The sequence below is a fragment of the Streptomyces sp. NPDC003042 genome (assembly GCF_053591315.1).
This window is the reverse complement of record NZ_JBSFTP010000029.1, coordinates 21,444-33,417: the sequence shown is the minus strand read 5'-3', so window position 1 is coordinate 33,417 and position 11,974 is coordinate 21,444. Positions and strand designations below refer to the sequence as shown.

General features: G+C 72.1%; 13 protein-coding genes. 10 read left to right on the top strand and 3 right to left on the bottom strand.

Annotated elements, in window-relative coordinates; all coding sequences use genetic code 11:
* Positions 1-259: 259 nt before the first annotated feature.
* Positions 260-1,177, top strand: a complete 918-nt coding sequence (pucL, locus tag ACWDYJ_RS16840) for a factor-independent urate hydroxylase (protein ID WP_451566308.1) — start codon at positions 260-262, stop codon at positions 1,175-1,177.
* Between the two features lie 17 nt (positions 1,178-1,194).
* On the opposite strand, the gene ACWDYJ_RS16835 is transcribed toward pucL, so the two are convergent.
* Complete coding sequence (locus ACWDYJ_RS16835) at positions 1,195-1,707, bottom strand: histidine phosphatase family protein (RefSeq protein ID WP_451566307.1); 513 nt, start codon at positions 1,705-1,707, stop codon at positions 1,195-1,197.
* A 240-nt stretch (positions 1,708-1,947) separates the two neighbouring features.
* On the opposite strand from ACWDYJ_RS16835, the gene ACWDYJ_RS16830 reads away from it, so the two are divergent.
* The 5 genes from ACWDYJ_RS16830 (at position 1,948) to ACWDYJ_RS16810 (ending at position 3,985) form a co-directional block, all read left to right on the top strand.
* Positions 1,948-2,163 carry a CbtB domain-containing protein gene (locus ACWDYJ_RS16830; RefSeq protein ID WP_451566306.1) on the top strand — a complete coding sequence of 72 codons (216 nt, stop codon included), beginning with the start codon at positions 1,948-1,950 and terminating at the stop codon, positions 2,161-2,163.
* Positions 2,164-2,265: 102 nt separating this feature from the next.
* Positions 2,266-3,030: a CbtA family protein gene (locus tag ACWDYJ_RS16825; RefSeq protein ID WP_451566305.1), complete on the top strand. Its 765-nt coding sequence runs from the start codon at positions 2,266-2,268 to the stop codon at positions 3,028-3,030.
* Between the two features lie 16 nt (positions 3,031-3,046).
* Positions 3,047-3,292: a hypothetical protein gene (locus ACWDYJ_RS16820; protein WP_451566304.1), complete on the top strand. Its 246-nt coding sequence runs from the start codon at positions 3,047-3,049 to the stop codon at positions 3,290-3,292.
* 102 nt (positions 3,293-3,394) lie between these two features.
* Complete coding sequence (locus ACWDYJ_RS16815) at positions 3,395-3,754, top strand: hypothetical protein (RefSeq protein ID WP_451566303.1); 360 nt, start codon at positions 3,395-3,397, stop codon at positions 3,752-3,754.
* A 60-nt stretch (positions 3,755-3,814) separates the two neighbouring features.
* Entirely contained in the window at positions 3,815-3,985 is a 171-nt protein-coding gene (locus ACWDYJ_RS16810; protein WP_451566302.1) for a hypothetical protein, read from the top strand.
* 55 nt (positions 3,986-4,040) lie between these two features.
* Here the strand turns inward: ACWDYJ_RS16810 and ACWDYJ_RS16805 are convergent, their stop codons facing one another.
* Entirely contained in the window at positions 4,041-4,451 is a 411-nt protein-coding gene (locus ACWDYJ_RS16805; protein WP_451566301.1) for a hypothetical protein, read from the bottom strand.
* 154 nt (positions 4,452-4,605) lie between these two features.
* On the opposite strand from ACWDYJ_RS16805, the gene ACWDYJ_RS16800 reads away from it, so the two are divergent.
* The 4 genes from ACWDYJ_RS16800 (at position 4,606) to ACWDYJ_RS16785 (ending at position 9,694) form a co-directional block, all read left to right on the top strand.
* Positions 4,606-5,433, top strand: a complete 828-nt coding sequence (locus ACWDYJ_RS16800; RefSeq protein WP_451566300.1) for a hypothetical protein — start codon at positions 4,606-4,608, stop codon at positions 5,431-5,433.
* Positions 5,434-5,504: 71 nt separating this feature from the next.
* Positions 5,505-7,499 (top strand): FUSC family protein, encoded by a 1,995-nt coding sequence (locus tag ACWDYJ_RS16795; RefSeq protein ID WP_451566299.1) that lies wholly within the window; start codon positions 5,505-5,507, stop codon positions 7,497-7,499.
* A gap of 261 nt (positions 7,500-7,760) precedes the next feature.
* On the top strand, positions 7,761-8,447 hold the full coding sequence (locus ACWDYJ_RS16790) for a hypothetical protein (RefSeq protein WP_451566298.1): 687 nt from the start codon (positions 7,761-7,763) through the stop codon (positions 8,445-8,447).
* Complete coding sequence (locus tag ACWDYJ_RS16785; RefSeq protein ID WP_451566297.1) at positions 8,435-9,694, top strand: sensor histidine kinase; 1,260 nt, start codon at positions 8,435-8,437, stop codon at positions 9,692-9,694. The genes ACWDYJ_RS16790 and ACWDYJ_RS16785 overlap by 13 nt, the downstream gene beginning before the upstream one ends.
* Before the next feature lie 52 nt (positions 9,695-9,746).
* Here ACWDYJ_RS16785 and ACWDYJ_RS16780 read toward each other — a convergent pair whose 3' ends face one another.
* Positions 9,747-11,822 carry a PhoX family protein gene (locus ACWDYJ_RS16780; protein ID WP_451566296.1) on the bottom strand — a complete coding sequence of 692 codons (2,076 nt, stop codon included), beginning with the start codon at positions 11,820-11,822 and terminating at the stop codon, positions 9,747-9,749.
* Between the last annotated feature and the right edge of the window lie 152 nt (positions 11,823-11,974).

Here is an 11,974-nt window from a genome sequence, read left to right as displayed (position 1 = left end):
CCGTGGGTGCTGGTGTTCGGATGATCCGTGCGATGGTTCGGCGGCCGTGCACATGGTGCAATCCGTGCAGGCGGTTCGGCCGACAGGCAGGCCGAGCACCAAGCACCTACGGACCGGGATGCACGTCAGTCCCGGGGCGGCCCCGCGGGGCCGAACGGCGGGGAGCGGGACGTCCTTCAACGGGGCGGGCGCTGGACGCCGGGCGTACGGGATCCAGACAACCGGACTCCGTGTTCCCGAGTACCCGAAGGAAGACACCATGAGCAAGCACGTCCTGGCCCAGAACCAGTACGGCAAGGCCGAGAACCGCATCGTCAAGGTGACCCGCAAGGGCAACGACGGTTCCTGGCACGAGATCCGCGACCTCAACGTCTCGGTCGCGCTCCGCGGCGATTTCCGCGACGTCCACCTGACCGGCGACAACGCCAACTGCCTGCCGACCGACACCACCAAGAACACGGTGTACGCCTTCGGCAAGGAGCACGGCATCGCCTCCCCCGAGGCCTTCGGCATCCTGCTCGCCAAGCACTTCGTCTCCTCGCAAGCGCCGATCCGCGAGGCGCAGATCCGTATCGAGGAGTACGTCTGGGACCGCATCCCGGTCCCGACGCGCAAGGAGCAGCACTCCTTCGTCCGCAAGGGCCAGGAGGTGCGCACCGCGCAGATCACGTACAGCGAGACCACCGGGCTCCAGGTCATCTCGGGCCTGAAGGACCTGACGGTCATGAACTCGACGAACTCCGAGTTCCACGGCTACATCAAGGACAAGTACACGACCCTCCAGGAGGCGTACGACCGCATCCTGGCGACCAAGGTCACCTCCCGCTGGGCGCACTCGGCGCTGGCCGCCGACGACCCCGCGTACGACTGGGACCGGGCGTACAGGCAGGTCCGCAAGCACATGCTGGAAGCCTTCGCGGAGACGTACTCCTACTCCCTCCAGCAGACCTTGAACCAGATGGCCGAGCGGGTGCTCGACCACTGCCCCAAGGTCAACGAGGTGCGGCTCAACCTGCCCAACAAGCACCACTTCCTCGTCGACTTGGAGCCCTTCGGACTCAAGAACGACAACGAGGTCTACTTCGCCGCGGACCGGATGTACGGCCTGATCGAGGGCACCATCCACCGTGAGGGCGTGCGGCCGGTGATCGCGACGTCGGACTGGATCGTCGCGTAACGACTCCTCGGTAGCGCTCAGTTCGGCCCGGACCGCGTCGCGGGGTCCGGGCCGCCGCGTTGCTCGGCCGTGTGTGCGGCCGTGTGCTCGGGGGCCTGGCCGACGAGGAGGTTCCAGCGGCCCGCGCGCCCGCTGAGGGTCGTGACGGTCTCCGGTCGTACGTCGAGCCGCCAGAAGGCCCCGGCCGGCAGTTCCAGGGCGGCCACGACCGCCGCCCGTACGACGGCCTGCGCGACCAGCGCGTGGTGCGGGCCGGGAGCGAGGCCGGCGAGGTGCGCCCCCGTACGGGCGATCAGCGCGGCCACCGACTCCCCGCCGCCCGGCGGCGCGTAACCGGGATCCGTGAGCCACCGGCGGACCGCCCCGGGATCCTCGGCGGCGACCTCGTCCAGGGTCCGGCCGGCCCACTCCCCCATCGCCGGCCCGGCCAGGCCCGGGTGGCCGGGGCAGGGCTCCGCGTACCCGAACCGTCCCTGGCGGGCGGCGAGTCCGAGCGCGGGCGTGGCGAGGTGGAGCCGTACGGAAGCCATGGGGCGAGCGTAGAACGCCTGCCCGGGGCGCGAGACGGTGGTCGCACGCCGTGGTGTTCAAGCGGCTCGCGCGGTACGGTCTCGGACGACATGACGAAGGTATGACGGAAGTACCGGTGAGAATCCGGCACGGTCGCGCCACTGTGAATCCTCCCGCGGCACTGGGGAGGGAAGTCAGACCCGCCACCTTCTTCGAGAGCACCACTGACCGGGACGCGTGTTCCCTCTGGAGGTTCTGCCATGGCCCACTCCGCCGTGCCCACGACGGCTCCCGCCGCCGTCACCCCGATCTCCCTCTCCGCGCTGGCTCCATGGGCCGCCTTCGCGGGCGTGGTCATCCTGACCCTGCTGTACTTCGTCGGCGTCGAACAGGGCGCCACCGCCGTCTTCGAGGGCGAGACCGTCCACGAGTGGCTGCACGACGGGCGCCACCTCCTCGGATTCCCCTGCCACTGATCCCTGCTGATCTCAACCACGCAAGGGATCCACGTGAATTCCACCTCTCCTCCGTCCACTTCTCCTCCGTCCGCCTCTCCTCCGTCCACCTCTCCGCAGTCGGTGTCGCCGCAGTCGGTCTCGCCGGGTGCGCTGCTCGTGCGGGGCATGCTGGCCGGTCTGGCCGCCGGTGCGGTCGCCTTCCTCGTCGCCTACCTCCTGGGTGAATCCCAGGTGGAAGCGGCCATCGCCATCGAGGAGGCGGGCGCCGCCGTGGGCGGCCACGACCACGGCGATGAACCCCCGGTCAGCCGGGCCCTCCAGGCCACGGCCGGCCTCGGAACCGGCGTCCTGCTCTACGGAGTCGCGCTCGGCGGAATCGCCGCGCTCGTCCACTGCTTCGCCCTGGGCCGCATCGGACGCTTCGGCCCCCGGGCCACGGCGGCCCTGGTCACCGGAGCCCTGTTCGTCACCATGACCCTGGTGCCGTTCTTCAAGTACCCCGCCAACCCGCCCGCCGTCGGAGACCCCGACACGGCCGCCCGGCGAACCGCTCTCTACCTGTTGATGATCGCGCTCAGCGCGCTGCTGGCGGCGGGCGCGCTGGTCCTGGGCCGGCGGCTCGCGCCGGGCCTCGGCAACTGGAACGCCTCGGTCGTCGCCTCGCTCGCCTTCGTCGCGGCGGTCGGAATCTCGTACGCGTTCCTGCCGGCGGTCGACGAGGTGCCGAGCGGCTTCCCGGCGGCGCTGATCTGGCAGTTCCGCATCGCGTCCCTGGCCATCCAGGCCGCGCTGTGGGCGACTTTCGGCCTCGTTTTCGCGTTTCTAGCCGAACGCGCCCTTGTCCCCGCCGTCACACCCAAGGAGGCTGAGCAGCCGACACGTTGAAGGTGGGAGCCGGGACATGCAGACCGCGATCTGGCAATGGCGGGGCTGGACCGGCGCCGCACCGTTCTGGCTGAACTCGCTACTTCTGCTCGTGGCGCCCTTCACCGCCGCCACCCTGCTCGCCCAGATCGGTGTCATCACCGCCCTGGCCGCGCTCGGCGGCCTGGCCCGCCAGCTGTGGTTCGGTGACTACGGCCACTCCGCGATGCATATCGCCGCCGCCCTCATGGGGGCGGCGGCTGTGGCGGTCGTAGTGGTCTGACCGCTGCCGGGCCTCACTCGCGGGGGGTGTCTTCGTCCGCCGGTCGGGGGCTTCTCGGCGCTCGGCCGGGAATGTCCCGGCGTGTCGGGGCACAGAGCGGGCATGAGTGGTGCGCGGTTCGCACGGACGGTGTCGGCGAGGGTCCTGACGGTGGCCTGCGTCGTCCTGCTGTGCCTGTTCGGTGCGGGTCCGGCGGCCACGACCGCCATGGAGTCCCGCGCCGCGTCTTCCGCCTCGTCCGCTCCGGCCGAGCCCACCGAAGGGCAGTCGGATCCGGCCTCGGATCCCGAGGCACGGGCCGCCCTGCGGACGCTCACCCGCGCGACGCCGACCGTGCCGCGGCTGCCGCCGAGGATGTTTCACGTGAAACATGCGGGTCCGGCGTCCCGCGCGACCTTCTGCGAGGCGGCCGTACCGGCCCTGTCCTGTCGAGCGGTACGGAGTGTGGTCCTGCGCTGCTGAGCGGACCGAGCAGCAGCGCGCATCCCCCCACACCCCTTCGCACCACCGTGAGGTTCCGCCATGCCCATCGACCCGTACACAGCGCTGAACGCCATGATCCGCGCCGAGGCCGCCCGCTTCGCACCGCCGACCCGGCGGGCGGAGCAGCCGGCGCCCGAGGCCGCCACGGCCGAAACTGAAGCACAAGCCGAGGCTGAACAGCACCAGAACACGGCTGACTCGACCGCATAGCGCTGAAGCGGACGGGCGCCGGTTCCCGGACGGGAACCGGCGCCGCGCCGACCGCTCAGTCCTCGCGCGTGTAGTAGCGGTAGAACGCGATGAGCCCGACGCCCGCGCCGACGAAGAGGCCGATCGTGGTGGCGCGGAGCACGGAGGAATTGGTGAGACTGTGCAGATAGCCCGCGGCGATGCCGGCGAAGGCTCCGTAAGCGGTCGCGTGCATCTCCCGTTTCAGCCTGGGGCCGATCCGGGCGAGGGCGAACACGCAGGCGGCGAAGAGGACGCCGCACAGGATCCCGTAGAGAACGTTGCCCGCGTCGACCGGGCCCATCTGGCGCGCGATGAAGGCCGCCCAGACCCCGTAGACGAGGCCGAGCAGCAGCGGGCCGACCAGGGCGCTCCGGCTGATGTGGTGCGCGTCAGCCGATCTCGTCGGGCGGTGCCCCCGGGGGGCGGTGGGTGCCGCGTGTGCCATGGCGGGGCTCCTCTCTTCCATCCTCCAGAGCACACCCGCCACCCCCGGGCGGCAAGTGGATCACCCGGTCGGGCGGCACCCGGCCGGGCATCCACGCCACCCCCTCGCAGCAACAAGGGTGGCGCCGCGCACCGCCCCGCCGTTCCCTGGTGACGTGCGCACCTTCCTGTCGGCGGTCCTCATCGTGCTCGTGGCGCTCCTCGTGCCCGCGAGCGCCGTCGCGTACTGGGCCGACCACGAGTTGGGCGACGCCGACCGCTACACCGCCGCCATGTCCCCGCTCGCCGCCGACCCGGCCGTGCAGGGCGTGGTCGTCACCCAGGCCACCCGCGCCCTGGCCGGACAGATCGACGCGGGCCCCTTCCAGGGTGGCGTGGACGCGCTGATCGGTGAGGCCCTGAGGTCCTTCGCGGAAACCTCCGCCTACCGAACGGCCTGGGACGCCGCGAACCGCGCCGCGCACGCAGCCTTCCTCAAGGCACTCACCACCGGCCACGGGGACGCCGTCACGATCGACCTCGCGCCCGTCATCGCCCAGGTCAAGGGGGAACTGGTCGCCGACGGGGTGCCGTTCGCGGACCGCATCCCGGAGACCCACGTCTCGGTGAAAGTCATGGAGTACGACAACCTCGGCGCCCTCCGGGAAGGCTTCCGCATGCTCCAGATCGCCGGCGTCTGGCTTCCCGTGCTCACCTTGGTGCTCGCCGCGGCGGCCATCGGCGTCGCCGTCCGGCGGCGGCGCGCCGTCCTCGCCACGGGCATCGGGCTCGCCGTCGGGGCCGGGCTGCTCTGGCTCGCGGTGCGCCTGTGCCGCAGGCTGACCCTGGACGACCTGCCGCCCGACATCGACCGCCGGGCCGCCGCGGCCGTGTACGACGCGCTCACGGCGTTCCTGCGGACCACCGCCTGGGTGGTCCTCGCCGTGGGACTCGCCGCCGCGCTGGCCGCATGGCTGATGGGCCGGGTGCGACGCACCCCATAAGCTCGGAAGGTACCCAACCTCCGCAGAACTCCCCAGAAGAACCGATTCGCGAGCGGCGACACGGAAGCGGAATGACCACCGAACGACGCACCGATCACATACCGCCCGAGCGGCCCCGGCCGAATCCTCTGGTTCCCCCCGCCTGGCTGCTCGCGGGCCTGCGGCCGAGCAGCGCCCCCATCCCCTGGGCCGCCGTCGTCCGTGCCGGCATCGCGCTGGCCGCGCCGCTGGCCGTCGGTTTCGCCCTGGACGAGCCCGAGTACGGCGCGCTCGTCTCCATGGGCGCCCTGGCCGGGGTGATCGGCGACACCGCCGACGCGTACCGGATGCGGATCCTGAACATCGCCGTCCCGCAGCTCTTCGGCGCGATCGGGGTCGCCCTGGGCACCCTCGTCTTCGGGCACGGCTGGATCGCCGTCGGCGTCCTCACCCTGATCGCCCTCGTCTCCGGAATGATCTCCTCCATCGGCTCGGTCGCCTCCGTGTCAGGGCTGCTGCTCCTGCTCAACGCCGTCGTCGGCGCGGGCCTGCCGATGCCCGAGCCGTGGTGGACGGCGCCGCTGCTGCTGACCACCGGCGGCCTGTTCGTGCTCGCGCTGACCCTGCTGGGCTGGCCGTTGCGCGGACGGCAGCCCGAGCGGGAGGCCGTCGCGGGCGCCTACCGGGCCCTGGCGGACACCCTGGAGACCGCGGGCGGCCCCGACTACGAGGAACACCGCCGGGAGGTCACCCTCGCCTTGAACCACGCCTACGACCTCGTCCTGGGCCGCCGGGCCCGGGTGCACGGGCGCAGCCCCGCGCTGGTGCGGCTGCTCGCCCAGCTGAACGTGCTGATCCCGCTCGTCGAGGCCGCTCCCGCCGCACACCTGCGCGGCCGTCCGCTGCCGCCCGGGATCCCGGCGGCCGTACGGGAACTGGCCACCGCCGTGGAAGAGGGCCGCACCGGGACCCCCGTCCTCACCCTGCCCACACCGCACAGCCAGTCGGAGCGGGCCGTCGACACCGCACTGCGTCATGCCGCGAACATCGTCCACCTCGCCGAACCGGACCCCTACAACGTCGACGACCGCCTCGGCCGGCCCGCCGCCCTGGGCGTCCGGGCCCGGCGGGCCGTGCGCGACATGATGCTGTCCGAGGCCTCCTGGCGGTACGGGCTCCGCCTCGCCCTGTGCATCGGCCTCGCGCAGTCGCTCGTGTCGCTCATCGAGGTGGAACGTTCCTACTGGGTCGCCCTGACCGTGACCTTCGTCCTCAAACCGGACTTCGGCTCCGTGTTCTCCCGGGCCGTCCTGCGCGCCCTGGGAACGGCGGCCGGGCTCGTCCTGGCGGCCGCCGTCCTCGCGGAGGTGCCGCGCGGCTGGTGGGACGTGCCGGTGATGGTGGGGCTCGCCGCGCTGATCCCGGCCTTCTCCACGAAGGGGTACGCCTTCCAGACCGCCGCGATCACCCCGGTGATCCTGCTGCTGTCGGACCTGCTCAACCACCAGGGCTTCGACCTCATCCGGCCGCGGCTGCTGGACAGCCTGATCGGCTGCGCCATCACCCTGATCGCCGGCTACCTGTTGTGGCCCGAGAGCTGGCACACCCGGATCGGGGACCGGCTCGCCGACGCCGTGGACGACGCCGCCCGCTACGTGGAACGGGCCTTCTCCCCCGTCGCGGACGAGGCCGCGCTGCGGGCCGTCCGGCAGTCCCGGCTCCAGGCCCGGCGCCGGATCTACCGGGACCTGTCGGACGTACGGAGCGAGTTCCAGCGGGCCCTGACCGAGCCCCCGCCCACCGGGGCGCGGGCCGCCGCGTGGTGGCCGCTGGTGGTCGCCGTGGAGCGCATCGTGGACGCCACCACCGCGGCGCGGGTCCGGGTCAACCACGGCGCGCGGGCCCCCGGCGGTGAGGAGGTGGCGGCGATCACCGATTCGCTGCGCGCGCTGGCCGAGCGGGTACGCAGTGACCAGAGCCCGGCGGAGGCCCGCGGGCCGCTGCCGGGGGGCGCGGAGGACTCCGTACTGGCCCCGGTCCGCCAGGAGATCGCGGCGGCCCGTGCCATTGCCTGGTCGGGGCCGTAGGGGGACCTTGCCCTGGCCGGGCCTTTGCCCTGGCCGGGCGGGGTGTGGTTGGGGCCGGTGCCGGTGCCGGGGTGGGGTGTCGTCCGGGACTGCATGATTTATGGCGCCTGATCCGGGTCACAGGGGTGAGACCTCGGTCGCGCCACACATCACGTTTTACGTCCCGGCCAACACCCCACCCCGTCCCCGTCCCCGGCCTGGTGTCCCCCGTATGGCCGGTCGGTCAGGGCGCCATGGGGACGGGCGGGGGAGCATCGGGGTATGAGGCCCCCGTTTCGGCTCCTGGTGCTGGCCGTGCTGGTGGCGGGCGCGGGCGGGTGTGCGGATGTGGAAGGGCTGCAGAGCGAGGGCGACCTGGGCACGGTCCGGGCGCCGCAGAGCCTGTGGAAGGACATCCGCCCCGACCCGCCCGGCCCGGGCCAGCGGCCGGGGACGGCGGCCGTCGTGCCCGGCCTGCCCAAGGCGGCCGGGCCTTCCATGCGCGGGGTGGACGCGTTGGCCGTCGTACGCGCCGACATCACGGCGGACCTCGCCCAGGACGGCGGCACCGGACGGCTCGTCGACCCCCGGGCCGCCCGACGGCTCGCCCTCTGCACACAGGCTGTGGACGGCGGCCCCGACTGTCCCGTGCGGCCCGGCGTCCTGCACGACCTGACGGGCAATGGCGAGGCGGAGCTGATCACCGCCCTGGACATCGACGGCCGGCTCAGTGAGCTGCGCGTCTACACCGTCCAGGACGACGGCCGCATCGCCCGGATCCTGTCCCGGCGCGGGGTGCTGGAGGGTGTCGAGGTGGCCGCCGAGCACCTGGCGGTCCGCGAGCCGACCTCCAACCCGGCGTACATCTCCATCTCCGACTACGTGTGGGACCCGAAGGCCGGGATCATGAACCTGTCCCAGCTCACCCTCGACGACTGCCCGAGCGGGGGTGGGCGATGCGGGCCCTGAGCAGTCTGCGGTGGAAGATCGCCCTGACCACGACGGCGGTGTGCTGCATGGTCGCCGCCGCGCTGGGGATCCTGGTGCACAACGTCGTCTCCCGGCAGATCGTCGGAGAGGTCCGCAAGGACGTGGCCCGGGACCTGGAGCACGCCCTCGCCCACTACCAGTACGGCACCACGCACGGCGATGTGAACGTCGCCCTGGACCCGCCCGCCCTGCCGCGCCCGCTGCGTGAGCTGGTGGGGCGCGGGGAGACCGGCAGCATGGTCGGCGAGTACGGGGGAAAGCCGGTCATGTGGGCTGCCGGACCCGTGGACCGGACCGCCCTGGCCGTCTGGGTGCCCTACGACAGCACCCGTGCACGGCTGCGGGACATCGACGCCGCGATCCTCGCCTCCTCGGCGCTCGCGGCCGGGGTGGTGGCCCTGGCCGGTCTGTTCCTCGCCAACCGGATCAGCCACCGGCTCGCGACGACGGCCGCCGTGGCCCGCCGGATCAGCGCCGGGGATCTCGACGCCCGGGTGGACTTTCCCGCCGACGGGGACGAGCCGCGGGCTCTCGGATCCCGGGACGAGGTGCGGGACGTGGCGCACGCACTGGATTCGATGGCCGGTTCGCTCCAGGAACGGCTGGAGGCGGAGAAGCGGTTCACCGCGGATGTCGCGCACGAGCTGCGGACCCCGCTGACGGGTTCGCTGGCCGCCGCGGAGCTGCTGCCGGAAGGTCGGCCGAAGGAAATGATCAACGACCGGCTCAAGGCCATGCACCTGCTCACCGAGGATCTGCTGGAGATCTCCCGGCTGGACTCCGGCGTGGAACGGGCCGACCTGGCCCGGGTGGAGCTGGGCCGGGCGGTACAACGGGCCGTCGCCGCGACCCGGCTGGCCGCCTCGGTCCAGGTCGTGCGGGACACGGTGGTGCTCACCGACCGGCGGCGCCTGGACCGGATTCTGGCCAACCTGCTGGTCAACGCCCACAAGCACGGGCAACCGCCGATCGAGGTGACGGTGCGGGGCCCGGTGGTGGTGATCCGCGACCACGGGCCCGGCTACCCGGCCGAGCTGATCGAACAGGGCCCGCAGCGCTTCCGCACCGGAGACCCCGGACGCGGCCGGGGCCACGGGCTGGGCCTGACGATCGCGGCGGGCCAGGCGGCGGTGCTGGGGATCGACCTGAGCTTCGCCAACGCCCCGGACGGGGGCGCCGTGACCACGCTCCGGCTACCGGTGGGGCGGCTGGGGGAGGGGAGTTGAGGTGAGGGGTGCGTGTTTCACGTGAAACACGCACCCCCCTCAACTGCGGGTGTCAGACACCGATGTTGCGGCCGTCCTTGCGCCAGACCGACACGACCGCCGGGCGGACGAGCTTGCCGGGACCGTCGGGCCACACCGACTTCGGCGTCTCGACGGACGCGCCGTCGATCTCGCCCGGGTGCTGGACGGCGACCAGGACGCGCTTGTCCTGGATGATCGGCCCACAGGTCTCGGCGCCGGCCGGGACGGTCAGGAACTGCTTCAGCTCGCCGCGCCGGTCACCGGCGGTCGCGACACCGAACAGGCCGTCGTGCGTGCCGAGCTGGTTGCCGTCCGTGGAGATCCACAGGTTGCCGTGCGGGTCGAAGGCCACGTTGTCCGGGCAGGAGATCGGGCTGACCTTGTCCTTCGGGAAGCCCGCGAAGTACGTGGACGGGTCGTTCGGGTCACCCGCGACCAGGAAGAGCCGCCAGGCGAAACCGTCGCTCGTCGGGTCGTCGAAGTTCTCGGCGAGCTCCAGGATCTGGCCGTGCTTGTTGCTGTTGCGCGGGTTGGCCTCGTCCGCCGGGGCCTTGCCCGCCGCGCCGCGGTCCTTGTTGTTGGTCAGCGCGACGTAGACGCGGCCGGTGCGCGGGGACGGCTCCACGTCCTCGGGGCGGTCCATCTTGGTGGCGCCCACCTTGTCGGCGGCCTGGCGCGTGAAGACGTACACCTCCTCGGCGGTCATGCCCTCGACGTGCGAGACGTTGCCGGTGGCCAGCTTGATCCAGATGCCGGAGCCGTCGAACTCGCCGTCGGCGGGGAGCTTGCCCGAGCCGTCGATCTGGCCCGCCGGGGCGTCACCGGTGAGCTTGGCGACGTAGAGGGTGCCCTCGTCGAGCAGCGTGAGGTTGTGCTCCTTCGCCGTACGCGAATTGCCCTTCTTCATCTGCTTCGACGAGACGAACTTGTAGAAGTAGTCGAAGCGCTCGTCGTCGCCCATGTAGATGACGGGGCGGCCGTCCTCGGTCAGGCGGGGCTGCGCGGCCTCGTGCTTGAAGCGGCCGAGCGCGGTGTGCTTGCGCGGGGTGGAGTTCGGGTCGTACGGGTCGAGCTCGACGACGTAACCGAAACGGTGGGACTCGTTGGGCTCCTGGGTGACGTCGAAGCGCTTGTCGAACCGCTCCCACTTGCGCTCCGAGGCCGCGCCGGTGATGCCGTAGCGCTTGAGGCGCGCGGCCTGGACCGGGTCGGTGACGCCGGCGCCGTTGGCGAAGTACTGGTTGAAGTTCTCCTCGCCCGACAGGATCGTGCCCCAGGGGGTGGTGCCGCCGGCACAGTTGTTGAGGGTGCCGAGGACCTTGGTGCCGGTCGCGTCGGCGGAGGTCTTCAGCAGGGCGCCGCCCGCGGCGGGACCGGTCAGCCGGAACTCGCTGGTGGCGGTCAGGCGGCGGTTGAGCTGGTGGCGGGTGACCGCGGTCAGCCTGCCGCTGCGGTGGTCCTCCTGGACGACGACCACGGACAGGCCGTGGGCGGCCCAGGCGATCTCGACCTGCTCGCGGGTCGGGTTGGCCGGGTCGTAGCCCTTGAACATGAGGTTCTCGTCCGTGTACTCGTGGTTCGCCACGAGCAGCTGCTGGCGCTCGTAGTGGCCGCCGAGCGGGAGAAGGCTCAGGAAGTCGTTGTTGTAGCCGAACTGGCCGGCCTGGGCGGCGGCGGTCTGCCGGTCCGCGTGGAACGCCGGGGCGCCCTTGATGATCGGCTCGCCCCAGCGGATGACCACGTTCTGCTCGTAGCCCTCGGGGACCGTGACCTTGTCGTGGGTGTTCGGCGCGACCGCCTGGAAGCGCAGACCGCGGGCGGCCTCGCCGGGGCGCTGCGCTTCGGCCGTGGGGGTGGCGTCGGCGGTCTGCCCACCGCCGGCGCCGAGGGTGACGGCCGTACCGGCGGCCGTCGCGACCGTGACGACCGCGGCGGAGCGCAGCATCGAGCGGCGGGAGTAGGCGCGGGCTATGACGTCGCCGGCGTACTCGTTGTCGCTGGTGTTGGGCACCTCGTGGAAGCATGCGTCGCCGCAGCGGTAGCGGCAGGTGAGAGCGGAACGGCCGCTTCCATGCGGGTTGCCGAGGAGCGGCAGAAGCTTGCGCACGAGGTGTCCTCCGGTAAGTGCACGGCGCCGACAACGTGTCGGAACGAATCCAGCCGTGACGCTAAGCGCCGGTTGGGCCGATGCGGCGGCGCGGGGATGAACACCGGATGAACCCGGCACGGCGGTGCGGCAGTTCGCTCGACCCTTGGCTT

What these genes read in the sequence shown, in the direction of transcription:
- pucL (WP_451566308.1), top strand. Translation starts at nt 260, where the DNA reads ATGAGCAAGCACGTCCTGGCCCAGAACCAGTACGGCAAGGCCGAGAAC.
- ACWDYJ_RS16835 (WP_451566307.1), bottom strand. Translation starts at nt 1,707, where the DNA reads ATGGCTTCCGTACGGCTCCACCTCGCCACGCCCGCGCTCGGACTCGCC.
- ACWDYJ_RS16830 (WP_451566306.1), top strand. Translation starts at nt 1,948, where the DNA reads ATGGCCCACTCCGCCGTGCCCACGACGGCTCCCGCCGCCGTCACCCCG.
- ACWDYJ_RS16820 (WP_451566304.1), top strand. Translation starts at nt 3,047, where the DNA reads ATGCAGACCGCGATCTGGCAATGGCGGGGCTGGACCGGCGCCGCACCG.
- ACWDYJ_RS16815 (WP_451566303.1), top strand. Translation starts at nt 3,395, where the DNA reads ATGAGTGGTGCGCGGTTCGCACGGACGGTGTCGGCGAGGGTCCTGACG.
- ACWDYJ_RS16810 (WP_451566302.1), top strand. Translation starts at nt 3,815, where the DNA reads ATGCCCATCGACCCGTACACAGCGCTGAACGCCATGATCCGCGCCGAG.
- ACWDYJ_RS16805 (WP_451566301.1), bottom strand. Translation starts at nt 4,451, where the DNA reads ATGGCACACGCGGCACCCACCGCCCCCCGGGGGCACCGCCCGACGAGA.
- ACWDYJ_RS16795 (WP_451566299.1), top strand. Translation starts at nt 5,505, where the DNA reads ATGACCACCGAACGACGCACCGATCACATACCGCCCGAGCGGCCCCGG.
- ACWDYJ_RS16790 (WP_451566298.1), top strand. Translation starts at nt 7,761, where the DNA reads ATGAGGCCCCCGTTTCGGCTCCTGGTGCTGGCCGTGCTGGTGGCGGGC.
- ACWDYJ_RS16785 (WP_451566297.1), top strand. Translation starts at nt 8,435, where the DNA reads ATGCGGGCCCTGAGCAGTCTGCGGTGGAAGATCGCCCTGACCACGACG.